Below are 26,715 nucleotides of genomic sequence, written 5' to 3' on the forward strand. Positions count from 1 at the left end.
GTTGTGGCCTTTTCAGCAGGCCGCAGCAAGCATGCCGGATATTTCCGTACAAGCCCGTACAGGAAAGAGAGAATCAGGTGTGAGTTCCGGAGAGCCGTCGTCGATCGATCCCACTCTCGTCAGCGCCCCTCTAGCGGCGGGGCTTGGGCCTGCCGCGGCGCTCGTCCTGGCCCAGTGGGCCGAGATGGAGGGATACGGATTCAAGCTGGTTCGCTGGCTGGCGAACGGCCGGTCGTCCGCACAGGTCGCGGTAGTCCGGGAAGCACATCAAACCGGCTATCGGCTCCTAATCCTCAAGATCGATCTGATCCGGTATGACCGCCTCCACCTCTCGGAACGCCGTCGCCAACTGGACGCCTTCGCCGAATCCCCGCGCGGATTTCCGGCCCGGCACCTCGCCGAGACTGCGCACCAGTCGCTGCCCGTAGGCGACGGCCGATGGATCGTCTTCCAGACGCTGGCCGGACACTCGCTGGAGAGCCTGGTCACATTGGGCGTGTTACTGGAGGCCCTGCGCCGGGGCGAGGGTAGCGCGGAGACCTTCACGTCCGCGTCAGAACGGGTAGTGCGCTCGGTCCTCCGAGACTGGGCCGTCCATCCGATGCCCAAAGTGGCTGACATGACCGCCGCGTCGTTTCTGCAGCACGCCCTGACCGACAAACTCCGGCCGGAGACGCCCCTGACCTCACTCGCCGCAGACCTGGCAGCCGAGAAGAAGATCGACGTAGGTAGGGCTGGTCCGCTGTCCAATCCGTTCGCGTTGCTCTCCGGACGGCTGGCAGACCCAGCCGGCCCGTTCACCCCGTTCCTCGGCCGTGCTCACGGCGACCTGAACGTCGAGAACGTCCTGCTCCCAGACGGAGATCCGTCTAACTATCGGCTCATAGACCTGGCGAAGTACACCCCCGATGCGCCTCTCTCACGAGATCCGGTCTACCTCGTGCTGTATGTCGTCGGTCGGATACTCCCTGATCTGTCTCCCTCCCAGCGGGACGTCCTCATCGATGCCCTGATCGGGCGGCCCGATCCGGCGGAGCGACTGCCGGCCTGGCTGGCCGATTTCATCCGGCGGATCCGACAGGTCGCGGCGGAGTGGATGGAGCAGGCCAGCCTGACCACGGAGTGGCGACAGCAGAGCCTGCTGTCCCTCGTCGCCTGCGCACTCATCTACACAACGCGTAAGTCGACCGATCTGCCGGACCGAGACTGGTTTCTGCAACTGGCGGCGCACGCCACCGATGCGTACCTCGGCGAGGAGTACCGGCGCGGCCTCACTGGTGGGAGAGCTGATCCCGCACTCTGACCGTGGCGGGGTGGCTCTCGCCGAGCACCGCGACCCGGGTATCGAAGACCTCCCGTAGCATCGCTTGAGCGGCCCTCCTGTCGCCAAGAGCACGTCGCACCTCGGCGAGAGACTGCAGCACGTTGAGGCGGCGTGGATGTTCCCTGCCCAGCACCCGGCAGCAGGTCCGGTGCAGATCAGACAGCGTTCGGGCGGCCGCGAGGAGGTCGCCCGCGTCCTGTTCGACCCTGGCGAGGTAGTGGCGCGTGATGAGAGTGGCCGGGTAATCATCGCCGAAAAGCTCGCGCCGGGCTGACAGCACCTCCTCGAGGCCGTGCCGCGCCTCCTCCAGCCTCCCCTGCTCACGCCACAGGTCAGCCAGATTATTCCTGCTGGTGAGCGTGTGCGGGTGGCCGGGTCCGAGCACACGTTCCCGGTCGCGAAGCGTGGCGAGAAGCAAGTGCTCCGACTCGGCGACTCGGCCGATGTCACGCAGAGCCCTGGCCAGATAGTGGCGGGTGGTCAGAGTGTCAGGATGGTCCGGCCCAAGGTCTCTTTCCCGTACGGACAGTACGCGCCGTAGCCCTTCCTCGGTTCTCGTGTATTGACCGAGGCCGTGTCTGACACGGTTGAGGTCGTGTTCGATCGCCACGACCTCCGGATGATCGAGGCCGAAGAAACGGCGCCCGGTTTCCAAGGTGGCCGCGTATCGTTCCTCCGCGAGGAAGAGGTTGCCAGCGGCGCGCAGGTAGCGGGCGGCGAGCACAGCCGGGCGAAGCACAGCTTGGTCGGGCCGTGACCCGGGCAGTTCCGCAGCCAGATCTAGCGGGCTCTGGCAGTGGTCGGCCAAGGCACGCCAGCGGATCCAGGATGTGGGGTCACTGGGGTCGAGGTTCTCGGCGACCCCTACGAGGATTTTGGTCAATAGCGTCACGTAGTCGTCAGTGCGATCCCGGACATCGGGATGACGCCGGTTGACGTCCCGGACCAGCGGATGAAGCACCAGGGTGTGGCTAAGCTCGGAATCTGCCGTGGTTTCCTGCACGAGATCGACCAGGCCGACCCCAACCAGCGCCCGGAGCGCGGTCCGCAATGAACCAGGGGTGAGGGCGGGGAACAACGGTGACCGGGCAAGCTCATCGATGGGTAAGAGCAGCCCGTAAGGGATGGCGGCCAGCCGGAAACAGCACAGCAGTCGGAGCAGCGGCCGCGCTAAGGTGCTCCCCCGCTCACTAAGCAGGTCGAGCGACAATTCCCAGGTCTGGCCGATCAGCCGTCTCGCGCTGCCGCCGGTCAGCTGGTCGTCGGCGAAAACCTCCTCATGCAGTCCGTCGTCCAGCGCACGTACGTAGTCGGAGAAGGTCACCGGACCGGCGAGCGCACCGGGCATACGACTCGCCTCGGCCAAGTGGGCGCTGGCCGACCGCAATGCCAGCGGCAGACCACCGAGCCGCTCCGACAGCGCGGCGGCCTCCTCGGCGCCGCCCGCGCTGGGGCCTCCCAGTTCGCGAAGCACGGCCACACCGTCTGGAGTGTCCAGCCCGCCGATCCGATGGAGACGGAGCCAGGAGTGTCCGTCCCCCCAGGTCATGGCGCTCCCGTCGCGGGTGGTCACGACGACCATCCCGTAGCGGCCCTCCACCGGTCGCACCCATCCGGTCCCGTCTGTGACGGGCACCCCCTTTGCCGCGAGATCGTGAGGAGGGTCATCCGCGTTGTCGATGACTAGCATCCAGGGCCGAGGATGGAGGTTAAGCAGCCGCCAGACCACGTCGGGTATGCTGCCCAGTCGCATCAGTTCGCGCGCGGCGCCGAGTTCCACGGCCAAGGCGCGCATGCCCGCGCTCACGCCCGCGTCGCCGTCGGCGGTGATCCACCATGTCTGGACGTTCAGGCGTACCGCCCGGCTAGCCAGTACCAGAGCCACCGTGCTCTTTCCCACGCCTCCGATACCGTGAATCACGTGGACCGCCTGTGCCGGTTTGCCGGACGCCCGTCGATCAAGTGATCGGCCGAGCAGTCCAAGGAGTTCACCGCGTCCGTGCAGACCCCGTTCTTTGCTGAGCCGCCCGACAGGCGGCCGGGTGGAGATCATCGTGGCGGAGTCTTGCGGATCACCCGAATCTGCCGGTTCGGCCGCCTCGATCGAGGCATGGGCTCCGCGATGGATCCGCCGGAGCATCGACATCCACCTGTTGATGTCGGCGGGTTCCCGAACGCCGCAGACACGAAGGATCAGGGGCAGGTTGTTGGACTTGAGCGGCGGTAGATGTCGTCCTGCGAAATAGCCGCCAAGAGTGCTGACGGGGATGCCGGTCAGCAGTTCGATGTCGCGGACCGTGAGCATGGCCTCCACCCGTATCTGAGTGAGCGCGCGCCCAAGGTCGTGGCGGGTCGCGATCGACGTCAGATTGGGCACACGGGGCGGCATCTGCTACTCCTCAATGAGCTTTGACCACCGGGACCTGCCCCCTCGGACCCCAGCAGGGCGATCATAACCGCCTGTGTTTGGACATGTACGACCCTTGTCCGAGGTTCCCGCCGAACGTTCCACCGCCTCTCCCTTTTGGGGTCGAATTGCGACACGTCGTGAACCCGCGACGGAAGCGATTCCCTCTGTGGTGGTCATTGGTGCCTTCGAACGACTCGTCAGCATCTTCTTTGCGGCGGTGGTGCCGGTCCCGACCGTCCCCGCGTTTCCAGCGACGTCTACCCCTACTGGCCGAAAGCAGGCCCAGAGGTCACGTTCACGAACTGCTACTCCAGCGGCGGGGGCCCGGAGTGCCAGACGTTCTGCGCCAATCCGAGATCGCCGATGGCGCGGTCTCGGCCGATGATGCCTGAGGATCACCCAAGTCGTCGACTTGAAGGGATATCCCGATGCCGAATGTCGATGTCATAAAAGTATTTTGCGATCAGTCGGGAGTGTGCGGAAATCTTTTGGGGGTAGTCACCCGAGGTTCTGAAGTGGCGGAATCCGACCGCCAGGCCGTGGCGAAGCGGCTGGGCTACAGCGAAACCGTGTTCATCGACGATCTCGAACTGGGCCAGGTGAGAATCTTCTCCCCTGCGAACGAGCTTCCGTTCGCAGGCCACCCGCTTGTGGGTACGGCCTGGCTTATTTCAAGGATCACAGGTCACATGCCTCACACACTTCATCCGCCGGCAGGCGCCGTTCCCTGTTGGCGGGTAGGCGACCAGGTGTGGATTCGGGGTCTGCTCAAGGACACTCCGCCGTGGTGGCATGAACAGCTGTCCAGCCCCGCATATATCGATGCGCTGGAGGGCCCGCCGGCAAGAACCCAAAGTGCGACGCAGCTTTGGGCTTGGGAGAATGAGGGTGAAGGCCACGTGAGAGCCCGTACTTACGGCTCCATGTTCGGAATACCTGAGGACGAGGCGTGTGGTTCGGCGTCGATGAGACTCGCCGCAGCCCTGGGACGTCGGCTCGTCATCAGGCATGGAAATGGATCTGTCATCTTCGCTCAACCCGGCCCTCCTGGCAGCGCAGAGGTCGGAGGGTTCGTCGTGCGCGAAGACACCGCCCGGAACATCTAGCAATGTGAGCCTCAGCCATGTGTGCGCCGAAGGATGCCAGATGGAATGGATTCGAGAAAGCAGTGACATATTTATCCGCATAGATCCTGGCGAACTGATGATCCAGTCCCTCGCCCGAGCCGCCAGGGAAATGCATGTCACGACGGGGGTGCTGCTGTCCGGCGTCGGGATGTTCGAGCAGGTCACGCTTGGATATTTCAATGCCACCGATGACGAATACATTCAAACCAAATATGAGGGAATATATGACGTCAGCTCGATCGCGGGAAACATCTCCCAAAGGCGTGAATTGATCGTTCCCCACATACATGCAATCTTCAACGACGCCTCCCACTCGACCTTGAGTGGACACGTCATCGAAGCCACGTGTCATGTGACCATGGAGATATTCATGTCCACGAGCAGGCTAGACATCGAGCGGGTAAAACTACCCGGAATTCCCGCGACTCGAATAATGCCGAGGAGGGTGAAATGACGATATCAGACGAGTCCGAAAGATCCATGTGGACGTCGGCGAAGCTTCTGATCAGGCCCAACCCACTGTTAGCACTGGTACTGGCATCGCTGGTTTTGCTCTTCCTGGCGGTCTTCGTTTTTGGCGGCAGTGGAAAATATCCGTCAGCAGACGCGGCGGAGATCCTCCGAACGCTTAGCGTTGGTGTCCTAGCCGCAGTAGTGGCGACCATTATTGACAGGGCGATCACGTTTCGCAATCTAGACGAGCGACTTCGCCAGAGCGTCAGGGAAGCCACCAGCACCGCCAGCTCATTGAGCCTCTTGGGCATACGCAACGCCCATCCGTCATTCGACTTTAAGATGATCTTTAAAGAGGCGAGAAGAGGAGAAACGATAAGCTGGCTGGACACCTACTGTCCACGCCAGAACGAGTTCATCGACGACCTCATGGGAGCGCTTCGACGCGGCGTCAGCGTGAGAATGCTCGTCATCGATCCGACCTGCGAAAACGCACGCTTCCGCGATCAGGAACTTGAGGGAACGATCGATACCGGCGAAGCGTGGACCGCTGGCCTAGAGGCTTTTATCCGCAAGATGGAAGCCATCTCAACCCGAGACTTGGGGCGATTCGAAATCAGATACTACCGCGACCTCCCATGCATCCCCATGTATCTCATCGGAAAGCCACTCGCACCAAGAAGAGGATATTTCTCGATCTTCCTCACCCGTGCGACCGCTCACTGCCAGCATCTGGAGCTCCGAGGCGGTGAGTGGCTACACGACATGGCAAATTACTTCGAGAAGAAATGGACTCGTCAGGAAAAACAAATACCCGAGATGCCGCAGCGCTCCTAGTACTCCAGTAGCTCTTTTGATCTTTGAGGTGTTGTCGCTGGTAGTGGATCGATGGGTTGGGGTTTGGGTGTCGTCGTCGGGGCTAATGGTCGATGTGGTTATGGTTCGGTGCGGGCTGGGTCGGCAATGCGGAGAGCCGTCGGACCTCGTTGGGGGACACCGCGATCAATAGGCCGGCCGGATCGGATCCGGCTGTGGAAGCTTCTGTGAACTTGGCTCGGGTGACGGTGAGGTGGGCCAGGGCGAGCATGGCCGGGTGATGTGCCGATACCGGCCGGGGTGGCTTCGGATCTGGTAGCGATCGAGGCCGGTTTCGTTCTTGCCGGTCTGGAGCATTCCTCGATGCTCCAGCGAGTGTCGGCCGTCCTGACCGGCCGGTTCAGGGACGTCGGGGTTGGCGTGTCGCAGCGGAAGACGGCCAGCTCTGGTGCTCGCCTGATCGACCGGCGGATGAGCAGATGGTGGACGGGCTGAGGTGATGACCAGCGCCCAGTCGCAGGGCCGCTCGCTTTTGGCTCCGTTGCCGCAGGGCAGGCGCTGCCGTCCGGACCGCGGGACCTTCCTGGCCGTCATGTCTTCGCGGAAGACTTTGGCCACGGTGATCATGTGGTGGGAGCGGGCGATGGCCAGGATGTAGGCGATGTGCCCGGCCTCCCGGAAACGGCGTAGGGGTCCGTTGTCGCCGTAGACCTCATCGGCGGTGACCCGGGCGAAGGGGAGTTTCGCGGTGAGGTGCGTTCGATCATGGCTTGTAAGCGCTTGGGCTTTGGCGGCGAAGGCCGTATGCGCAGGGATGGTGGTCTTCTCGCACTGAGTCTCGATCCAGAATTGGCGTGGCACGTAGAGCTCGTGGTCCACCAAGGCGCGGCCGCGACGGGTGGCGTAGCCGGGGAGGACCCGGATCTGGCAGTTGGTGATCCTCCGGGCGGTTCCGGTGGACTGTCCTGCACCCCGGCCGAGCAGGCGCCTATCTTCTTAAAGCTGGTGTCATCGCCCACCAGTTCCTCGTCGGTCTCGCCGAAAATGATCGGCCAGGTAGCCGCGAATGTCGTCGCGGACACCGTTGACGTCCCATTTCGCGCTGGACAACAGCCGCTGCATGCCGCGCGGGGTCGCCTCGCCCGCATGCTAGGCCAATGACCGGTTGATCTTGCGTTCCCATTCGCCAGCAGAACCCTGGACGCGGGAGCGCGCGCAGCCGTACCTCGCGCCGTTGGAATCGACTCGTCACCCGTGCGAACGCGTCATCCAGTCCTGCCCGCAGAGGACTATCGCTGACGTTGTCTTATCCGGCCATCGCGGTCATCGCGGCCATCGCACGATCTTCAGTTCGAAACACCTGAATGATCACAGTGGTGGCCGTCCGTGTCTGACCCGGCTACGAGCGCGAACAAACGCAAACGTCTGCAGACACGCCTGGATAAGCAGGTCTCGCCTCGCTGATCTCCAGCTCACATCCCGAAGTGCAACTGGAGTACGAGGCCAGTCCTGACGTACTCCCGTCGGCGCCCCTCCTGCAACTACCTGAGCAGGTCATGCCAATGCTGGTCCGTATGAGCATCGCTGATGGCTTGCCGTCTGTCCTGTCCTTACTTGCCCGTTCCACGGCGAGGCTGGAGATGGGCAACGGGCTCAACATCGGTCTCTACGGCTTGATCCTTTGGGCGGACATTGGACAGAACCATCCGCAAACGATCACCGTCGGTCGCACACAGCTGGACAACAAAAGAAGCCCGTGACCCTGCTGAACAGCAGGGTCACGGGCTACTTCAAGGGTGCCCCCGATAGGATTCGAACCTACGACACCAGGTTTAGGAAGCAGCGCAGCCTTCTACGCAAATGACCCACCTGACCTGCTGAAATGCCAGGTGCTCGCTCACTCGATGCGTCCTGTGGGTAAGCATTGGGATCGAGAGCCGTAGAGGAGTCGGGTGCCTTGCTGAAGATGTTCGTGTCTCAGCAGCAGAGGCACCTGGCTCTGGGTTGATGGAGTGCCCGCCAACGGGATCCAATCGATGCTGAGAAGCATGTGTACGCCGATTTGACGCCTGCGAAACTGATCGTGTCTGTCGACGCAACAGTGCGCCGACCTCGTCTCCCCTGGTTGAAGGAAAGAGGCCACTACGTGGCGAAGCTCACGTTGCCGCAGCTTGAGCGGCATCTGTTCGGGGCTGCGGACATCCTCCGCGGCAAGATGGACGCTTCGGAGTTCAAGGAATACATCTTCGGGATGCTGTTCCTGAAGCGCGCCTCCGACCAGTTTGACGTCGTCCGTGAGCAACTCGTCAAGCAGTGGATCTCCCAGGGTAGGAGCCAGGATGAGGCCGCGCGGATGGCCGCCGCCCCCAACTTCTACCGGGGCGAGAGCTTCTACGTGCCCGAGAAGGCCAGATGGGCGTACGTCAAGGACCGTTCCCGCGAGAAGAACGTCGGCAACCTGCTTAACACCGCGCTCAGCGCGCTGGAGGAGGCCAACTCCACAGCGCTCGAAGGCGTGCTTGAGCACATCGACTTCATGAAGAAGGTCGGCCAGTCAACCATTCCTGACAGCCGCCTCCAGAAGCTCATCGACCACTTCAACCGGGTGCGACTGCGCAATGAGGACTTCGAGTTCCCTGACCTGCTCGGTGCCGCCTACGAGTATCTGATCGGCGAGTTCGCCGACTCGGCGGGAAAGAAGGGCGGCGAATTCTATACACCGCGTGGCGTCGTGCGGATGATGGTTCAACTGGTCAAGCCCGAGCCCGGCATGCGCGTCTACGACCCGTGCTCGGGCTCGGGCGGCATGCTCATCCACGCCAAGGAGTACGTCGAGGAGCACGGCCAGGACCATCGCAACCTGACCCTCGCCGGCCAGGAGTACAACGGCGGCACCTGGGCCGTTTCGAAGATGAACATGATTCTCCACGGCGTGCTCAACGCGAGCCTGGAGAACGACGACACCCTCGCCAACCCCCTTCACAAGGAGGGCGGCGAGCTTATGCGCTTCCACCGGGTGCTTACCAATCCGCCGTTTTCGCAGAACTACGTCGCCGCCGATATGGAGCACAGAGAACGCTTTAAGTACGGCTTCGCCCCGGAGACCGGCAAGAAGGCGGACCTCATGTTCGCCCAGCACGTGCTCGCCGTACTGACCCCCGACGGCGTCGGCGCCACGGTCCTCCCGCATGGCGTGCTGTTCCGCGGCGGTAAGGAGAAGGATATCCGCGAGGGCATCATCAACGATGACCGGCTGGAGGCGGTCATCGGCCTCGCACCCAACCTCTTCTACGGGACCGGCATCCCCGCCTGCATTCTCATTCTTCGCGGTATGGCGCGGCGGCCCGAGGAGCGGCGCGGCAAGGTGCTGTTCATTAACGCCGACCGAGAGTTCACCGTCGGCCGTGCGCAGAATTACCTTGAGCCACAGCACGCCGAGAAGATCGTCGCCACGTTTGACGAGTATAGGGACATCCCCGGCTTCGCCCGCGTCATAGATATCACGGAGTTGAAGGAGAACGACTTCAACCTCAACATCCGTCGCTACGTAGACAACACGCCACCGCCGGAGCCCCAAGATGTCCGCGCCCACCTCCACGGCGGCGTCCCCCGGGTCGAGGTCACCGACAAGGCGCACCTGTTTCAGGCGTTCGACATCAACCCGGCCACGCTCTTCACGGAGAAGGACGCCGCTTACTTCGACTTCCTGCCCGAGGGCTGGAAGGCCACCGCCGAGCGCCTCCTGGCACTCGCGAACCCCGCAGAGGTACGGCTCCGCGAAGCGTTCACCGACTGGTGGGCACGGCACAGCAAAAGCCTGGTCGAGTTGCCCGAGACCCGGAAGGTAATAGAGACTAGGGCCGACTTGCTCGAGTCGTTCGTCAATGAGCTGAAGCCGCTCGGCATGCTCGACCGCTTCCAGTTGGCCGGCGTCGTGGCCGCCTGGTGGGGCGAGACCCAGTACGACATCAAAACCCTGTCGTTGAACGATTTTGGGGGAGTCGTTGAGGGCTGGATCACCACGATCGAGTCGGCGTTTGCGCTCGACGAGGAAGAGGTCGAGTACTGGGACAAGCAGAAGATCGCCGCCGAGAAGCGCAAAGCCCGCGACCACCGAGTCGTCCGGGCGCTCATTCCTGAATACCTGAGCGAGCTGGAGGCGTCCGAGGCCCGCTCTGCCGAGCTGAACGCCCAGTTCAAAGCCGCCACCGCCAAACCGAGCGACGATGACGAGGAGGCTGAGGAGTCGGAGGACCAGCTCTCGGAGGCTGATCTCAAGAAGCTAAAGGCAGCCGTCGCCGCCGCCCGGAAGAAAGTCGCGGCCCTGGATGACCACTTCCTGCCTCGCCTCCGAATGGCCGCAGGAGCCCTTGACCAGGATGGACGCCGTAACCTGGTGCTCGACGTCCTTCGTTTGCAGCTCTCCTCCCGCCTCGATTCCCGTATGGCTGTCGCCCGGAGGACTCTCGAATCGGCGTTTCGCGTCTGGGCCGAAAAATACGCCGTCACTCTCCGAGGCCTCGAAGACCAGCGCGAGTCCGCTGCTGTCCGTCTCGATGCGTACCTGAAGGAACTTGGCTATGTCTGACGCGAGACATCGGAAAATCCGCGATCTTTTGACCAGGCAATTCCCTGGCGCTTGGGGCGATGATCCCTCTCCAGCGAACAAGGCCAACGTTTCGGTTCTACGTTCAACCAACCTCGACGACGACGGGCACGTAGACCTGTCCACAGGGGCACTTCGCCGATTCTCGTCACGTGAGTTGGTTGAGAGGCGCCTGCTCGATGGGGATATCCTTCTTGAAACGTCAGGAGGCGGACCTGGCAAGCCCGTTGGACGAGTCGCGCTCTTCCGGCAGGTGGATGATGCTGTATATGCGAGCTCCAACTTCTTCCGTACACTTCGCGTCGATCGTCGTATAGCCGATCCATCGTTCCTGGCTTGGCGGTTGAATTGGATGCACAAGCAACCCGAGATCTGGCGCTTTCAGCAGCAGACAACCGGAATCATCAACCTGCGCTATGCCGACTATATGGACTCGACGATCCTGCTTCCGTCGCTTGGCGAGCAGCGGCGGATTGCGGAGATCCTCAACGCCCTCGATGAAAGAATTAGCACGCTCTCGGCTTATCGAGAGAAAGTGGCCATAGTTGGGCGGGAGGCGGTACGGGAAAGGCTGGAGGTAGCTACCCGTCATGCCGCATCACGCCTGGACGAGGTTGCGTTCGTCGATCGGGGTCGATTCTCGGCCCGCCCTAGGAACGATCCGAGTTTCTATGGCGGCAAATACCCGTTCATTCAAACTGGTGATATTACGCGTAGTAACGGCGGCCTTATCGCGACCGCAACGCAGACCCTTAACGAATCGGGACTGCGAATGAGTAGGGAGTTTCCTGCAGGGACTGTTGCCGTCACCATCGCTGCCAACATCGGTGATACGGCAATTCTTGAACGTCCTATGTGCTTTCCGGATAGCGTGGTCGGCGTAGTGCCGTTCTCCTCGGAGATGCCACCGAGATTCATTGAGCTGTACATCAGGCGGGCAAAACCGCTTCTCGAGGCACGGGCGCCTCAGAGCGCACAAAAGAATATCAACCTTCAGGATCTTCGCCCACTCTTGATTCCGATTCCCCCGCTGGTCGAACAGAGGGAGATTGCGGCACTATGGGACGACCAGAATCGCTTGGTATCTGTTGCGCGCAATGAGGAGGACGAGCTTCGACGCTTACGCCAAGGGCTCATGGAGGACCTGCTGACCGGGCGGGTGCAGGTTTCGCAGACGGAAGCCGTATTGGAAGACCTTTAAGGCTCTTACCGAGCGTGCTTAGGCTCGCCCGGTACGGGGTGATTTGTTCGGGTGTGTTGCTGGATCGGGCGATTGGAGATGGGAGCGAGATCATGGCGAGTGAGCTCGAATACGCACTGGTAGAGAAGCCACTCATCGACCAGCTCCAAGGGATGGGATGGGAGCATCTGGAAGGTGCTCCCTACTTCGCGGTGATCCCGACGATCGTCCCTAAGTCCGGCCGACATAGCTTCGACGAGGTGGTTCTTGAGGAGAAGGTGCGAGAGGCACTGATGCGTATAAACAAGAACGCCCATGGCGAGCAGTGGCTGGACGACACCCAGATCAGCTCGGCCGTTAACGCTCTGACGCGCACAGCCCCGGGCAGCCTTCTTGAGGTCAACCAGAAGGTCACCGAGCTGCTGCTCAAGGGCACTGCCGTCGAGGGCGTGGCTGGATGGGAGGGTGGCAAGAGCCGCATCGTCCACTACATCGACTGGCAGCACCCGGAGAACAACGAGTTCACTGTGGTCAATCAGTTCCGGGTGGACATCCCCGGGGGTCGCGGGTCGATCATCCCCGACATTGTGCTGTTCGTGAACGGCATCCCGCTCGTGGTCGTCGAGTGTAAGAAGACCATCGAGTCCGACCTGAGTGGCGCCGTCGGTCAACTTCGCAAATACGCCGAGCAGGTGGTGAGCGAAACTCGGATAGGAAACCAGAGACTTTTCCACACGGTTCAGCTGACGATCGCGACCAGCGGCGAGGACGCCAGAATCGGCACGTTCACCGCCGAATACGAGCACTACGTTCCGTGGCGCGACCCCTACCCGCTCACCAAAGACCAGCTCGCTTTACGGCAGGGCAAGAACGTCTACCAGCTCAGCAGGCAGGAGATCCTAGCTGCAGGGGTGCTCGCCCCGGCCAACCTGCTCAACATCGTGCACAACTACGTCACGTTCATGACGAGCGAGTACGGCAAGACCGTCAAAGTCGCACCGCGCTACCAGCAGTTCCGGGCTGTGGAGAAGTCCGTCAGGCGGCTGCGAACCGGCAAGACCCGCAAGCAGGACGGTCATGTCGACCGGCGAGGCGGGATCGTCTGGCATACCCAGGGATCAGGTAAGAGCATCACCATGACGTTCCTGGTCCGCCGATTACGCTTCACGCCGGAATTGGCGAACGTCAAGGTCGTAGTGGTCACCGACCGGACTCAGTTGCAGGACCAGCTCGGCAAGACCATGCAACTCAGCGGCGAGAAGGTAGACACCGCGAAGTCGGCCGCCAGAGCGCGGACCGTCCTCGCCCGCAGCGGCCCGGCCATCGTATTCGTGATGATCCAGAAGAACCAGGGCGGCGAGGGCATCGCCGCGACCACTGCCCTTGACGAGATCAACACCGACGAGTCAATCGTGGTGCTGGTCGATGAGGCGCACCGGTCACACACCGCCTCACTCGGGGCGAACCTGCGGGAGGCGCTGCCGAACGCGGCGCGGATCGGCTTTACCGGAACCCCGATCATGACCAGGAAGGGCCAGCGCAAGACCAGCGTCGACCTGTTCGGTCCGTTCATTGACACCTACCGCCTCCGAGAGGCAGAAGAGGACGAGGTGATCGTCCCGATCCTCTACGAGGGTGTGAAGGTCAACGCGGCGGTTCGCGACCGCAAGGACCTTGACGACATCTTCGAAGACGAGTTCATCGAACTCGACGACGATGAACGGCAGCAACTGCAGAAGCGCTGGGCGACCAAGGGCAAGGTGCTGACCGCGCAGCAGATGGTCGACGCCAAGGCCAAGCACATGCTGAACCACTACGTCGACCATGTCCTCCCTGAAGGCTTCAAGGCGCAGGTGGTCGCCGAAGACCGGGAGACCACGGTCCGCTATCGCGACGCGTTCCTCGCCGCCCGAGACGATCTCGTCGCTGCCATCGAGAAGTTGCCCGAAAACGTTCTGGCCACGCCGCCGGAGAGCATCCGCAGCGCGAGCCGTGCCCGGCTGGTTCGGGCGGCCAGGTTCCTCGACCTGCTGAAGCGTATCGACTTCGTCCCGGTCATCTCCGCAGGCCAGTCGGAAGAGGAACACCTGCTGGCCGAATGGACCGACGAGACGAAACAGAAGGAGCGGATCGACGGCTTCATCCAGCCCTTCGGCCAAAACGACATCGCCATTCTGATCGTCAGGACGATGTTGCTCACCGGCTTCGACGCGCCGATCGAGCAGGTCATGTACCTGGACCGCAAGCTCTATGAGCACGACCTGTTACAGGCAATCGCCCGGGTCAACCGCAAGGCCGATCGCAAGCCTAACGGCTGGGTCGTCGACTACAGCGGAGTCGCCAAAAGCCTCCTTGAGGCGCTGCGCATCTTCGCCTCCGAGGACTTCGACGGCGACGAGGGCGACGACGCCGCCGGCGCCCTTCGGGACGCCCGCCTGGAGATCGCCAAACTCGACCCGCAGCTGCAGCGGCTGCGGATGATGTTCGGCGACCCGGATGACGTCGAACGCTGCGTGCAGGAGCTTGCCGACCCGGAACTGCGCGACCGGTTCAACGCCGAACTACGTCGCTTCGCCACTACCGTCAACACGGTCCTGCCCGACCCGGCGGCCAAACCGTACCTGCCAGATTTGAGGCGGTTCATGGTCGTCAAGCTGACCGCGGCCCGGCGCTACCGAATCGACGGAGGTGAGTTCGACCCCGGTGCGTACGGCGCGAAGATTCGCGCGCTCATCGATGAGCACATCGCCTCGCTCGGCATTGAGGAGCAGCTGCCGCCGATCAGGATGACCGCGCCCGGCTTCGCGGCGAAGGTGGAGGCGATGAGCGGCGGCCCCCGGGCCAAGGCGTCGGAGATGGAGAACGCAATCCGCCACCACATCTCCATTCGCGGTGGCGAAGACCCGGCTCGCTACCAGATGCTCAGCGAACGCTTAGAGAAGATCCTTACTGAGTTGAAGGACGAGTGGGATCAGCAGGTCATCGCACTCAGGGACCTGATGACGGATATCGTCCAAGAGAAGCAGGAGAACCCGTTCGGCCTGAGCGAGATCGAGGCACGCGTCCACCGGACCATCACGGCCGAGCTCGCTACCTCCCCAGAGGAGGCACTGACGGAGGAGCGGTTCGCCGACGCCGCCAGGGAGATCCATCTGAAGGCCACCCGGACGATCCACCGGCAGGACTTCTGGCGCAAACGCGTCGATCAGAACGACTTCAGGCTCGACATCTTCGCCATCCTCCACGAGCGGAACTTCGGCGAATACGAGCGACTCGACCAGCTCGCCACCGACCTCCTTGACGTGATCAAGAGCAACCGCCATCTCATTCCAAGAGGATGAGGCTGGCATGCTGATGACCGTGAGTGAATTCCCGGGGGTCCTGCGCGTCGGCGATCTGGAGGTCGCCGTGTCGGTGAGCGAACGCCGCAGAAGCGTGCGGCTCACCGTCGAGCGCGACGCCTCGGTGACGGCGGTTGTTCCGCCCCAGGTGTCCAAAGCCGACCTGGTCAAGATGGTCGAGGCAAAACGGTCCTGGCTGTACGGCAAGCTCGCCGAGAAACGCGACTTGGGTGAGGCACCACGGGACAAGGAGTACGTCTCGGGGGAGGGGTTCCTCTACCTTGGCCGGTCCTATCGTCTTCGGATCGTCGACTTGGGCGAGGTCCGGCTTATCCGGGGGCGGCTGGAGCTCGCCCGAGGTGGTGCGGCCAAGGACCTGGTCCGCTGGTATCGCAGGGTCGGCGAGCCGTGGCTGCGTAAACGGGTCGAGCCCTGGGTGTCCCGCATGGGTGCCGAGATGACCGGGCTGCGGGTCCGGCCGCTGGGTTACCGGTGGGGATCATGCTCCCAGGATGGCCAGGTCAACATCCACTGGGCCACGACGCAACTCCCACCTACGTTGATCGACTATGTGCTCGTCCACGAACTGGCGCATCTCCAACGGCCCGACCACGGCCCCGAGTTCTGGCGGATCGTCGAGCGAGCGATGCCCGGCCATGAAGAATATCGGGAACGACTCCGTACAGGCGGGAATGAACTGTGGCTTCCCGAAGAAGGGCGATGAGCGAAGGCGAGATCACAGTCGACACAGCTATGCATGGATCTGTATCTCAGCACTTGAAGCGATGATTCGGCTTAAACGTCAGCAACCTCGCATATTTCATGGCCCGAACAAAGTGTCGTCTCCAGTCATGGCCGTCTGCCCTGAACAGGTATAGCCGGATGTGCTTTAGGCTATCGGGGTTCCCCTTCGCCAGCGGGAGATAGGGAGATGAAACGATGGGCGCCAGTGAGACCCAGCGTCAGCTGAACAGCAAGCGTAGTCAGCGGATAGACGCAGAAAAGAAGGCTAGCGAGCACCGCCGCAAAGAAAGTGAGGCGAGAACGAAGGCGGCGAAGGCGAGGCTCGCCGCTGACACGACCTCCAGTGCGCTGACCAGGAAAAGTAAACTGAGTGAGGCCGAACGAGAGGAGAAGGCTGCCGCTGCGGCAGGCAAGACGGCTGGAGACTGGGCGAGCAAGGCCGCTGGCTATGCGAAAGCCGAAGGTCAACTGCAGGAGAAGTGTGACAAGGAACGGGCGAAGGAAGAAGCCGACGCTAACCGACGACGCTTGCATGCGCAGAAGCAGGCCGAGACGGCGCAGAAGCGGGCTGAGGTCGCCCACCGTGCTGAGCGCGATTCCCTCCAGCGTCGTATCAATCAGACGGAGTACAAGGTGTCTCAGGCTATCCGTGAACTGCGAGTCCCGAAGCCCGAAAAGCTCCGCATTCTCCTGCTGGGCGCTACAAGCGACGGTGGGTTGCGCATTGGCCGCGAGCAGAAACGAATCCGCGCTGCCGTGAACGCCGCCATCAACCGGGACTCAGTTGAACTAGACGGCCGGCCAGCTGCAACCACACAAGACTTGCTCGACGGCCTGTCGGGATTCCGTCCACACGTAGTCCATTTTTCGGGGCACAGCGACGAGCAGTTCATCGAGTTCGAGAAAGACATTGATGAAGCCCATGAATCCGCGATCGTCACGGCCGAGGCATTCGTGCTCGCGATGAAGGCGCCTGACGAGCCGCCCCTGCTGGTCATGCTCAACTCCTGCAACTCGGCTAAACAGGCGGACCAGATCACGATGCTGGGTGTAGCGCCGTTCGCGATCGGAATGTCCGATGAGATCGAAGACGGCGATGCGATTGCCTATGCCGCGCAGTTCTATGCTGCGATCACCGACGGACAGTCGATCCAGGGTGCACACAATCTTGCTGTGGCCGGCTTGGCCTTGAGTGGTCTCACAGGAGTAGCTCTGCCACACCTGGCCACTGCTGACGACGTCGACCCGGCTGCCGCCTTCTTGGTTAAGAAGCTGGCGTAGGCCCCAGCAGCAGGTCACGGGCTATTTCAAGGGTGCCCCGGTAGGAATCGAACCTACGACACCAGGTTCAGGAAGCGTCACAGCGACATCGTCCGAAATAGTCTTTGACCTGGGAAAACTCGTGGGAGTGGTCAAGGGTGCAGGCTGTTTGGGACGGCATTGGGACGAAGGTGCTCGGCAAACCATCGAGCTGCGTCCTCCGTAAAGAGCCGACTGCCGAATATGGGATTCCCCACGCGAGATCTGCGCCGGGAGTTAGCATCGGGGCGTGGGAGGTCGAGCGCGACGCCAGCAGGGCATAAGCCCGCAGCGTCCTTGGCGTGTGATCCTCCTATCTAGCGGAACGATGCTCTTCAGCATCGCGTCAAACTTCGACGAGTTCCCTGCCTGGCATCAGGTTGTGTTCGGCGTCACCGCGTGCATTGCTGCTGCCGCGCTGGCCGTTTCGCCCTCCGCCAATTTAAAAAAATTCAAACTGAGGTCGCTTACGGAGAGCAACTTCGGCTGAAGGTAAGTGTTTTTGCTTACCTTCGTGATCCACGGCAACGGAACAGTTGCAGGGGAGACCCTGGAGGCTGGCCCCAGCACAATGACCTCCTGACACTGATGACGGCGATGACACGACGACGCTAAGCCAGGCTCGTGGAGGCCCGGTCGCTCGATGGCGTAGCGATGACACAGCGTGACAGTCGTTGACAGCAAGGCCTGCGTCAACGGCTGTCAGCGGGTGTCACCGCCGGAGACCTCCCGCGAAACTCCCGGGGGATCCATGGGCAAGCATGCTTGTCACCGCTGTCATCTGTGTCCGCGCAAGATCGCCAAATTTCGACAGCGAGGGAACACCGCCGTCCTCAACGATCGTTTGGCTGGCCGGTCGTATTGGATATCGGGGGGTTTCCATGAACGAGCTGCCGCCGTCCGCCTACAAGCGTCGTCCGCCCATCAAGCCCTTCGGCCGGTTCTTCTGGGGCCGGCACAGCCTGTTCCGCAGAACCGTGACGCTGGCCCTGGCTGGCGGGTTCGGTGTGGGGTTCGGCTATTCGTTGGGGGTCATCGTGCAAGCGGAAGCGCCCGCGCGACCCGCACTCGCGGTTGCGCCCGTTTCCGCAGCGCAAACGACCTCACCCGCTCCGGTGGCGCTCAGAGTCGCGTCAGTGAGCGTGCCTCATGCCCCTTTGGCGGATAAGAGCGCGGCGTCGGCCAAGCCGACTGAGCAGCATCGGACGCCACTCGTCAGGGTGAGCAAGAAGGCCAAGGGGCCAGCGGCGAAACGCCACCGCTCCGTTCGACACCACCCATGCGCCCGTTTCGACGGCTACAAGGCGCAGGTCTGCAAGACGTTGTTCAAGCGCTGACGGGGTGAGCCAGCGCGCGTAGTTCCCTGACCGTCGGCAGGTTGGCGGACTCGCGAGGTACCGCGTCGACGATGCGACGGATGATGAGCTGTCTCATGGGGGTGAGCTGCCGAACTCCTTCTGCGATGCGTAGAGCATCCTGAAGGGCGTGTGTCAGGTCGCCCCCGTGGATGGCTGAGAGCGCTTGGATCAGGCGCAGGTTGCCGCCCGCGAGGTTCGACGGGTAGGTGGCAATGGCTCGGTCGATCGCGGCGGGCGCCTTCTTCGTGTCGGCGAGGAAGGCGTACACGTAGGCCGCGCTTCGGTGAACCGATGCTTCCGGGTAGCTGGTCCCCACCGACGAGCCGATCGCCCCGGCCGTCGTGGCGTGGTCGGGTAGCCGTTCGTACGTGTCGGCCAGCTCGTTGAGTGCCTGGATGGCGTCCGCGGACCGGCCGTCGAGGGCGGCGAGCTTGGCGCGGACCTCCAGGGCCATCGCGCGCCCCGTACTGGGGGTGCCCTGGGCCTGGCCCAAGGCGTCGTCGAGAAGAGCGGCGATCATGGATCGCGGCTGGTCCTGCCAGAACAGGCAGTCGGCCTCTCTGGCCCGCACCCAGACAGAGAGGTTCCTGTCCTCGGACGCGTCGGCCGTGCGACGGGCGGTCTGCCAAGCCAGACGGGCGGAACGCCGATTACCGGCGTCGTTGAAGTCGGTCGCCATCAGGGCCGTGAGCTGCGACCCCACCCGGAGCAGCTCATTGCGCGGGAGACCGGTCCGGGGGTCCTGGAGAAGGCGGCCGACCTCCAGCAAATCAGCCGTTAAATCCGAGATCAACGCGTTGGGTGGCTGGGCGTAATAGAGCTGGCCATACGTCTGGACGGTTCTGTGCCAGTCGTCCATGTGATGGTCGTCCCGCAGGCCGAAGGATCGTTCGACGCTGCTGAGAATGGTTTCCAGCGTTCCTGCGGGAACTGTCACTCCGGCGCTTAACGCGCTCATGAGTCGCAGGGCTGCACGGCGGTCCATATCGTCATCCTCGTCACGTGCTGAGGCTGTTGGGCGAATCTTGAGCATACGCCTGCGGAACTGGTCAAGTTCAACGATTAGGGCATAAAGGCTGACAAGTCGGCCATCTGTCTCTAGTGCGTGGTCAAGCCTTTCGACGGCTTCCGGCGGTGGGCGGTGCATGCCGCGTTCCCACTTGCCGATCAGAGAGAAATGCCAGCTCAGACGGTCTGAGAGCTGGCGCAGGCTGAGATCTTTCGTGTGACGTGCGTGACGGATGTGGCGGCCGAAAAGCTCCCAGATATCGGAAACTTCGGTTGAGATCTCGGGCTCGGTCATCAACCATCTCCGGTTGTGTCGCCATGTGGCATACGTGATTTGCCACGCGCTGAGTCTTCTCGGTTACTACCCGTGGCCTAAGTATGTCACTGCACCGCAGTTCTTCCCCGAACATAAGCGGGACCCGCAGAAACGTCGCCACGTCCTACGGGCCCCATTGATCGCACTCGGAGGTGCGACCCGTGGCACACAATAGGGCCGGAAGAGCAGCAAGGCGAGATGATCACGAGCAGGCCGGCGGAACTGCGGATTCGGCGGCGATAGGAAGCGCTTGCTTTTCTCTGCTGAATTCGTGCGCGCCAATTCCCCCTGGCAACTATCTGCGCCTGGTGGCCCATCCTGAGTCTGTCGCGAAGGCACGGGCGCATGTTCGCGGCCTCATGGCGGCATGGGGCCATGAGGACCACCTGAGCGAGACGGCCGAATTCGTTGTGAGCGAGCTCTCCACCAACGCGATCACGGCAACAGAGAGGGCGACGGATTCGTCCACCAACGTGATCGGCCTGGACGTCTACCCACTCCCGAAATCGGGCCCGGCCGGTGTGATGGTGGCGGTCTGGGACTGCTCCCGCGAGCCTCCCCGTGTGCTGTGCCCTGACGAGGATGCGGAAGGGGGCCGGGGGCTACTGCTGGTGGCGGCGCTGGCGCAGGGGTGGGGATACCACCGACCCGTGATCTTCGGGGGCAAGGTCGTCTACGCCACGATCACGGAGGTTCCGTGAGCGGCGTGGACTTGGCTCCTGGGCCTGAGGGTTGCGGGGCGCCATCGTGTGACGGAACTGCCTACAGGTGCAGCGTCACGCGGGCGCTGGCTGCTTCTGCTCAGGTCGTGGCCAACGTGGTGCGGGAGCGGCTGTTCAGGGAGTGCGTCAACGCGCTGGGTCGGCTCGACCGCGAGTGGATCGATGCGCGGTCCGCTGAAGAGAACGTGGTCCTGATGACCGACGAGGAGTGGGTCGAGTGGTCAGGCCAATGAGGCTGCCGCTGGGCTGATGAGCTCCGGGAATCCGTGGCTCGGAGTGAGGTCGTTCACGTACTGCCCCCACAGCGTGGACGGCCCCGGTCTGGCGGTATGCGGCGGGGTGGCTGAGCACGGTCTGGCGTGCTCAGCCACCCCGCCGTTCCATTCACATGCTTGGCGCGGGAGTCTCGGCGAATTCGGGCTGCGGGCGTGCCCAGCCCTCCCGCCGGAATATCTCGTACGCGGCCTCTCGGACCGCCGGATTCTGTACCTGCGTGATGAACTCGGCAACGGTGCTTCCGCACAGATTTCGCAGCTCAGCGGATAGCCCGAGTACCTGGCTGATCAAGGCGCGCTGCTCGGTGAGCCGGAGGGCCTGGCCCTGCTGGTCGCTCAGGTAGCCGTGCTTGCCGACGTACACGAAACAGGCCTGGAGCGGCACGCCCGAGGTCAGGACCACGGGGAAGTCGTCGAGGGGAAGTAGCCGCCGGTCGTAGTTGGGTTCGGTGGCGTCGAGGATCTCGAACTGCGGCTCATCGAGCCACAGGACGAACAGGCGTGAGGTTTCTTCCGGTACGGCGATGGGGGCGGCGGGGATGTAGCCGTTCCGGTTGATGTGGGCCGACACGCCGGGGGCGATGCCGGTGACGTCGGCCAAGGTCAGGGGGATGACCGGCCGGACGTCGTGGTTGACGAACTTGCGGTGGAGCTGGCTGGGGGCCGCGTTGGATCCGACCGCGATCACGCGATTCCGCTCGGACATCGGTGCAACGCCGAGCTGGTCGAGGCGGTCGTCCAAGCGGCCGAGGTCGGTGTCGAGAACCCATGCTTCGGCCGGCTCTCCGTCGCCCGCGTCGAGGCGGGTGTACTGGCCGTCGGAGAACAGGCCGGAGGTCGGGGGGATCCGGCCGGGATAGGTGAGCGGTTGTGTCATGGGGTCGTCGACGAACAGGTCGTCGACGTCGAGCTCGGGGGCGCTCACGTGGCGTCCAGCTCGTACACCATGACGTGTCTGTCACCGGGGAGCACGGAGACCATGACCCGGACGGGTCGGCCGTCCGCGTCGTAGCCGGTCCGGGTGTGCTCCGCGATGGGTGTTCCGGCAGGCAGGCCGAGACGCGTGGTCTCGTCCTTGGTCGGCATCCGAACCTGGATCTCGTCGAGCGTCTTCACCTGCGGGTGCCCGATGGACGACAGGATGCCGCCGGGCACGGCGATGTCGCCCGGCTTCATCAGGACAGTTCCTTGTGCGATGTCCATCGGGAAGTAACTGTCTGAGAGCTGGAACGGCATGTCGTCGACGTAGCGGACACGCCGACGCACCACGACAAGGTCGTCTGCGGCGACGTTGAGTCGTTGGGCGACCTTCGCGGACGGCGTGTCGATCCCGACTGTGACCTCTTGTCGGGGTTCGTGACCCTGGGTGCGGACGTCGTTGTTCCAGGCGTCGCCGTCTGCGTTGTGGCGCGCCGTGCTCTCGAAGCTCGACAACTGCCAGCGCAAGCGGGTCTGCGAACGCACGACACGCCCGCGGCCACGTCCACTGGAAAGCAGTCCCTCGTTCGTGAGCTGCTGCAGAGCTTGGCGTACGGTCTGGCGGCTGACCTGGTGGTTAGCCGCCAGTTCTTGTTCTGCGGGGACGTTGTCCCCGGGCTTCAACTCGCCGCGCACGATGGCGGCTCTGAGGTCGTCTGCGACGCGCTCGTACAGCGCGCGTGTGTCCGCTCCCGCAGGCACGTTGGCGCACCCCTCTCAACTCTCTGTGTCGGTGTACGTACTCACCGTACCAACGTGCTTGACATTGGTCACGCTGGGTAGCACTGTACGTACACAGAGGTGAGTACGTACTCAACGTACAAGCGGACTTGCCTCCGAACACAGAAAAGCCGGGACGCGGCCCAAGTCGCCAAACCAGATCCGCACCCCGGCACCCCTTAAGAGAGGTGTACTCATCATGACCTACGGGTCCAACCTGCCCAACCTTCCCGTCCTGCGCGTCGAACTCGACTTCGGACGGGACGACGCCTTCGCGGGCGTCCAGTGGATCTGCCTCGTCTGCGACGGCGCTGAAGAGTGCGAGCCCGGTGACGAGGCTCCGACTCCCGCCATCTGTTCCTCCTGCAACGCCCTCGCCATCGCCGAGGCGATGAACACGCTGCGCGAGTCCGGCGTGTCGGTGGACTTCAGCGGGATGGAGGGCTGACATGCGGTTCGCCTGTCCCGACTGCGGACACCGCCACGGTTCGGCCCTCGGGTGCCGATGCGGCACGCCGTACCCGCAGATCCAGATGTGTGTCGTTCACGCCATGCGCTGTGTGGCCGGCTGTCGTGCCTGCCGCGCTCTCGTCCGCTCCCAGTCCGGCCGATAGGAGGCCCGCGTGTTCGTTCGTCTGCGTGGCCTCATCGCCCGTATCAAGGCCCGGCAGTTGCTCAACGATCAGCGCAAGCTCGGTGGGTCCTGGGAGCTGATGGCCCACTTTTGGTCCCGCGACCTGGGACGCGAGTGCGCCAAGCCCGAATGCCCTCGCTGCGGAGGGAGCCGGAACCGATGATGCGCCCGCTCACCGAAGGCGAGCACACCGCTGTTGCCGTCACCACGGCGGCGGTCGGTGTGCTGGGCCTCATCGGATTCGTCATCTCGTTCGCCACCGTGGCGCAGGCCGCCGAACCGGCCTTCGGCCGCCTGGCCTTCCTGCTGCCACTCGGTGTCGACCTCGGGATCGGAGTGTTCGCCGCGCTGGACATCGTCCTTGCCCGGCTGGACATGCGGGTTAGGTGGCTCCGCCTGATCCCGTGGACACTCACCGCCGCCACCGTCTATCTGAATGTCGCGACGCAGGCCGATGTCTTCGGCATGGTCGCCCACGCGGTGCTGCCACTCCTGTGGGTGGTCGCCGTCGAAGTGGGCGCCCATGTCATCCGCAAGCGCGCCAACCTGGCCAACCCGACGCGGATGGACCGCATCCGAAGTTCGCGCTGGGTACTGGCCCCGATCTCGACCGGCCTCCTGTGGCGGCGCATGGTCCTCTGGGAGATCCGCAGCTATGGGGACGCGCTCGACCGAGAGCGTGAGCGCGTCCTGGCCACCACCGATCTGCATGACCGTTACGGCCGCCTGTGGCGGTTCAAGGCCAGCCGTCGGGAGCGTGCGCTCTACCGGTTGGGCGAACTCACGCCCGCAGAGCGCCCCGTGCCCACGGTCCGCCGGACCGTCGACGACCTCATGTCTCTCGGCTGGCAGATCCTTGCTGACCACGACGCCGCCGGTACGCCGCTCACCCGCGACCGGCTCCGCGACGCCGTCCGTGAGACCGGCCAGTCCATTTCCACCGACCGGGCGGGGGCGCTGCTCGCACGCCTCCGGTCTGAGACGCCTCCTCGCCGCACCGCCCGCTTCAAGGCTCACGAGGTGACCTCTTCATGACGCAGCCTGAAGACCACGAGCCCACCGCTGATGTCGTCCAGATCGACGCCGCCCGGGAACGCCGGGCGGCCGCAGAAGACCGACCGGTCGAGGGCGTCATCGTCCGCGTCGACCGGCCCGACGCGGACGGCCCGGACTGGCTGACCGCCCTTGCCGAGCGGTCGAAGGACCGCCGCCCGATCGTCCCGTCGTGGATGCGGTCGGGACCGGAACGGACCGCGACCGTCAAGTGGGTCGCCGCCCACTACACCTACGTGGCCGGGTACCACGTCACCCGGTCGCCCAAGTACGCCGGACGGCTGGCCATGCGCGCCCCGGTCGGCCTGGGCCGCGTGGTCAACGGTTCGTTGTCCTGGACGTTCGACCTGGAAGGACGGCCGGTCCGAATGGACGCGGTCCGCCGGGCCGACGCCGAGGTCTACCTCAAGCTGTCGCGTCAGCGGGACGCCCGTGTCCGGCTGCGGGTGGTGATCGCGCTCCTTGCCCTGGGCGTGGTCGTGCCCGCCGGGCTGGTGGTCGCGTTTGCCCCGCCGGGAGCTCAGCTATGCGCGCTCGTGGTCTTGGTGGCCGCCCTGGGCATCGCCGGTCGTCCGGCGGACCGGCCGCTGATCGACCGCGCGGTCGTGCCGACCGCTCACGAGAAGCTGACCAGCGACATCGTGATCCGCGCCCTGGGCGCGCTGGGCGTACCCGCCATCAACCAGGCCCTCGCTCGGGGCGGGTCGGGGATCAACTTCGTCGCCCCCATCACCCGCGACGGCGGCACTGGCTACCGGGCAGACCTGGACCTGCCCTACGGCGTCACGGTCGCTGAGGTCATGGACCGTCGGGAGAAGCTCGCGTCCGGCCTGCGTCGCCCGCTGGGCTGCGTGTGGCCGGAGGCGGTACCCGACCAGCACACCGGCCGCATGGTCCTGTTCGTCGGCGATCAGGACATGAACAAGGCCAAGCAGCCGGCCTGGCCGCTGTTCAAGTCGGGGGCCGTCGACCTGTTCAAAGCTCAGCCGTTCGGCACCGACCAGCGGGGACGGTTCGCGTCCATCACCCTGATGTTCGTCTCGGTGATCATCGGCTCCATCCCGCGTATGGGCAAGACGTTCCTGCTCCGCCTGCTGTGCCTCATCGCGGCGTTGGACCCGCGTGCCGAACTGCACCTGTACGACCTCAAGGGCACCGGCGACCTGTCGCCGCTGGAGCCGGTCGCGCACCGGTACCGGGCCGGTGAGGAAGACGAAGACATCGCCTATGCGATCTCCGACATGAGGGCGCTGAAGGAGGAGCTTCGCCGCCGGGCCAAGGTGATCAGGAACCTGCCTAAGGACGTGTGTCCGGAGTCGAAGGTCACGCCTGAGCTGGCTAGCAACAAGAGCCTCGGGCTGCACCCGATCGTGATCGCCGTCGACGAGTGCCAGGTCTGGTTCGAGCACGCCAAGTACGGCGACGAGTTCGAATCCATCTGCACCGACCTGGTGAAGCGCGGCCCGGCGTTGGGCATCGTGCTGGTCGTCGCGACTCAGCGCCCGGATGCCAAGTCGCTCCCGACTGGCATCAGCGCGAACGCGGTGCTGCGCCTGTGTCTCAAGGTGATGGGCCATACCGAGAACGACATGGTGCTCGGCACCTCCGCGCACAAGAACGGCGTCAGGGCCACCATGTTCAGCTTCTCCGACAAGGGGATTTGCTACTACGCGGGTGAAGGTGACGCCCCGCGCATCACCAAGTCCGTCTACATCGACGCTCCGGCCGCCGAGAAGATCGCCCTCAAGGCACGTGCCCTGCGAGTCCAGGCCGGAACGTTGTCCGGTCACGCCCTGGGCGACGAGTTCGAGGCCGATACCGCCCCGGCCTACGACCTGCTGGCCGACATCCTGGGCGTGGTCGGCGAACCGAAGGTGTGGAACGAGGTCGTCGTGTCGCGGCTGGCCGAACTCCGCCCCGCCGTCTACGGCCCATGGGCCGACCTGGAGCCCGAAGCGCGGGCGGCGCAGCTCACCACCGCGCTTAAGCCCTACGGCGTCCGTACCGGTCAGGTCTGGGGCAACACCGAAGACGGACGCGGCGCGAACCGTCGCGGGATCACCCGCGACGAGATCGCCAGGGCGCTCGCCAACCGCTCATCTGACGCTTCGTAGCCGTCGCTCTCGCCGCTAGGTCTAGCGGCCACCCCCGCTAGACCTAGCGCCCCTGCTAGCGCCTCAAAGCCCTTCCTGTACGTGATCTAGCGCGCTAGCAGCCCATCTGCGTCAGCCCGGGAAACACCCCTAGGAGCCACCTGTGGCCATCGCCATAGCCCTGCTAGTCCTCTGCCCAATCGTCGTCACGCTCGGTTACATCGGCCTCTGCGCCGGGTCGCCATGGAAGCCCTGCAC

21 protein-coding genes and 1 pseudogene are annotated in these 26,715 nt (G+C 63.8%); 17 read left to right on the forward strand and 5 right to left on the reverse strand.

Translation table 11 applies throughout. The features are described from left to right. Nucleotides 1-79 precede the first annotated feature (79 nt). Nucleotides 80-1,303 carry a hypothetical protein gene (locus tag ACYQ78_RS20925; RefSeq protein WP_459802559.1) on the forward strand — a complete coding sequence of 408 codons (1,224 nt, stop codon included), beginning with the start codon at nucleotides 80-82 and terminating at the stop codon, nucleotides 1,301-1,303. Here ACYQ78_RS20925 and ACYQ78_RS20930 read toward each other — a convergent pair. Continuing rightward, nucleotides 1,272-3,713: a tetratricopeptide repeat protein gene (locus ACYQ78_RS20930; RefSeq protein ID WP_459802560.1), complete on the reverse strand. Its 2,442-nt coding sequence runs from the start codon at nucleotides 3,711-3,713 to the stop codon at nucleotides 1,272-1,274. The genes ACYQ78_RS20925 and ACYQ78_RS20930 overlap by 32 nt on opposite strands. Before the next feature lie 449 nt (nucleotides 3,714-4,162). Here ACYQ78_RS20930 and ACYQ78_RS20935 point away from each other — a divergent pair, with 449 nt between their 5' ends. The 3 genes from ACYQ78_RS20935 to ACYQ78_RS20945 are packed head-to-tail and all read left to right on the forward strand — an operon-like array spanning nucleotide 4,163 to nucleotide 6,151. After that, a complete protein-coding gene (locus ACYQ78_RS20935) occupies nucleotides 4,163-4,840 on the forward strand; it encodes a PhzF family phenazine biosynthesis protein (protein WP_459802561.1) in 678 nt (225 codons plus the stop codon). A gap of 40 nt (nucleotides 4,841-4,880) precedes the next feature. Continuing rightward, complete coding sequence (locus ACYQ78_RS20940) at nucleotides 4,881-5,315, forward strand: PPC domain-containing DNA-binding protein (protein WP_459802562.1); 435 nt, start codon at nucleotides 4,881-4,883, stop codon at nucleotides 5,313-5,315. After that, nucleotides 5,312-6,151 (forward strand): hypothetical protein, encoded by an 840-nt coding sequence (locus ACYQ78_RS20945; protein ID WP_459802563.1) that lies wholly within the window; start codon nucleotides 5,312-5,314, stop codon nucleotides 6,149-6,151. The genes ACYQ78_RS20940 and ACYQ78_RS20945 overlap by 4 nt, the downstream gene beginning before the upstream one ends. Before the next feature lie 16 nt (nucleotides 6,152-6,167). Here ACYQ78_RS20945 and ACYQ78_RS20950 read toward each other — a convergent pair. Next, a pseudogene (locus tag ACYQ78_RS20950) lies at nucleotides 6,168-7,415 on the reverse strand (IS701 family transposase); the annotation flags it as partial. Between the two features lie 289 nt (nucleotides 7,416-7,704). Between ACYQ78_RS20950 and ACYQ78_RS20955 the strand changes: the two are divergent. The 8 genes from ACYQ78_RS20955 to ACYQ78_RS20990 all read left to right on the forward strand — a co-directional run bounded on the left by ACYQ78_RS20955 (nucleotide 7,705) and on the right by ACYQ78_RS20990 (nucleotide 18,637). Further along, on the forward strand, nucleotides 7,705-7,890 hold the full coding sequence (locus tag ACYQ78_RS20955) for a hypothetical protein (protein ID WP_459802564.1): 186 nt from the start codon (nucleotides 7,705-7,707) through the stop codon (nucleotides 7,888-7,890). A 386-nt stretch (nucleotides 7,891-8,276) separates the two neighbouring features. Further along, on the forward strand, nucleotides 8,277-10,718 hold the full coding sequence (locus ACYQ78_RS20960) for a type I restriction-modification system subunit M (RefSeq protein WP_459802565.1): 2,442 nt from the start codon (nucleotides 8,277-8,279) through the stop codon (nucleotides 10,716-10,718). Beyond that, the gene (locus ACYQ78_RS20965) at nucleotides 10,711-11,937 is read left to right on the forward strand and encodes a restriction endonuclease subunit S (RefSeq protein WP_459802566.1); all 1,227 of its coding nucleotides are present in this window, start codon (nucleotides 10,711-10,713) and stop codon (nucleotides 11,935-11,937) included. The genes ACYQ78_RS20960 and ACYQ78_RS20965 overlap by 8 nt, the downstream gene beginning before the upstream one ends. Before the next feature lie 92 nt (nucleotides 11,938-12,029). After that, complete coding sequence (locus ACYQ78_RS20970) at nucleotides 12,030-15,257, forward strand: type I restriction endonuclease subunit R (protein WP_459802567.1); 3,228 nt, start codon at nucleotides 12,030-12,032, stop codon at nucleotides 15,255-15,257. Between the two features lie 19 nt (nucleotides 15,258-15,276). Next, nucleotides 15,277-15,981, forward strand: a complete 705-nt coding sequence (locus ACYQ78_RS20975; RefSeq protein ID WP_459802568.1) for a M48 family metallopeptidase — start codon at nucleotides 15,277-15,279, stop codon at nucleotides 15,979-15,981. A 215-nt stretch (nucleotides 15,982-16,196) separates the two neighbouring features. Beyond that, nucleotides 16,197-17,282 carry a hypothetical protein gene (locus ACYQ78_RS20980; RefSeq protein WP_459802569.1) on the forward strand — a complete coding sequence of 362 codons (1,086 nt, stop codon included), beginning with the start codon at nucleotides 16,197-16,199 and terminating at the stop codon, nucleotides 17,280-17,282. Between the two features lie 346 nt (nucleotides 17,283-17,628). Then, nucleotides 17,629-17,790: a hypothetical protein gene (locus ACYQ78_RS20985; RefSeq protein WP_459802570.1), complete on the forward strand. Its 162-nt coding sequence runs from the start codon at nucleotides 17,629-17,631 to the stop codon at nucleotides 17,788-17,790. A gap of 391 nt (nucleotides 17,791-18,181) precedes the next feature. Beyond that, entirely contained in the window at nucleotides 18,182-18,637 is a 456-nt protein-coding gene (locus ACYQ78_RS20990) for a hypothetical protein (protein ID WP_459802571.1), read from the forward strand. Here ACYQ78_RS20990 and ACYQ78_RS20995 read toward each other — a convergent pair. Beyond that, entirely contained in the window at nucleotides 18,627-19,961 is a 1,335-nt protein-coding gene (locus ACYQ78_RS20995) for a helix-turn-helix domain-containing protein (RefSeq protein ID WP_459802572.1), read from the reverse strand. The two genes, ACYQ78_RS20990 and ACYQ78_RS20995, sit on opposite strands and share 11 nt — an antisense overlap. A gap of 329 nt (nucleotides 19,962-20,290) precedes the next feature. On the opposite strand from ACYQ78_RS20995, the gene ACYQ78_RS21000 reads away from it, so the two are divergent. Together ACYQ78_RS21000 and ACYQ78_RS21005 are read left to right on the forward strand one after the other, a co-directional pair. Further along, nucleotides 20,291-20,683, forward strand: coding sequence for an ATP-binding protein (locus ACYQ78_RS21000; RefSeq protein ID WP_459802573.1), 393 nt, complete (start codon nucleotides 20,291-20,293; stop codon nucleotides 20,681-20,683). A gap of 107 nt (nucleotides 20,684-20,790) precedes the next feature. Then, entirely contained in the window at nucleotides 20,791-20,937 is a 147-nt protein-coding gene (locus ACYQ78_RS21005) for a hypothetical protein (RefSeq protein ID WP_459802574.1), read from the forward strand. 151 nt (nucleotides 20,938-21,088) lie between these two features. Here ACYQ78_RS21005 and ACYQ78_RS21010 read toward each other — a convergent pair whose 3' ends face one another. Together ACYQ78_RS21010 and ACYQ78_RS21015 are read right to left on the reverse strand one after the other, a co-directional pair. Beyond that, on the reverse strand, nucleotides 21,089-21,904 hold the full coding sequence (locus tag ACYQ78_RS21010) for a hypothetical protein (RefSeq protein ID WP_459802575.1): 816 nt from the start codon (nucleotides 21,902-21,904) through the stop codon (nucleotides 21,089-21,091). Then, complete coding sequence (locus tag ACYQ78_RS21015) at nucleotides 21,901-22,659, reverse strand: GntR family transcriptional regulator (protein ID WP_459802576.1); 759 nt, start codon at nucleotides 22,657-22,659, stop codon at nucleotides 21,901-21,903. The genes ACYQ78_RS21010 and ACYQ78_RS21015 overlap by 4 nt, the downstream gene beginning before the upstream one ends. A gap of 217 nt (nucleotides 22,660-22,876) precedes the next feature. Here ACYQ78_RS21015 and ACYQ78_RS21020 point away from each other — a divergent pair, with 217 nt between their 5' ends. The 3 genes from ACYQ78_RS21020 (at nucleotide 22,877) to ACYQ78_RS21030 (ending at nucleotide 26,478) form a co-directional block, all read left to right on the forward strand. Further along, nucleotides 22,877-23,125 (forward strand): hypothetical protein, encoded by a 249-nt coding sequence (locus tag ACYQ78_RS21020; RefSeq protein ID WP_459802577.1) that lies wholly within the window; start codon nucleotides 22,877-22,879, stop codon nucleotides 23,123-23,125. A gap of 345 nt (nucleotides 23,126-23,470) precedes the next feature. After that, nucleotides 23,471-24,346 (forward strand): DUF2637 domain-containing protein, encoded by an 876-nt coding sequence (locus ACYQ78_RS21025; protein ID WP_459802578.1) that lies wholly within the window; start codon nucleotides 23,471-23,473, stop codon nucleotides 24,344-24,346. Continuing rightward, nucleotides 24,343-26,478 (forward strand): cell division protein FtsK, encoded by a 2,136-nt coding sequence (locus ACYQ78_RS21030; RefSeq protein ID WP_459802579.1) that lies wholly within the window; start codon nucleotides 24,343-24,345, stop codon nucleotides 26,476-26,478. The genes ACYQ78_RS21025 and ACYQ78_RS21030 overlap by 4 nt, the downstream gene beginning before the upstream one ends. Nucleotides 26,479-26,715: the final 237 nt, after the last annotated feature.

The sequence above is a fragment of the Herbidospora sp. RD11066 genome (assembly GCF_054661255.1).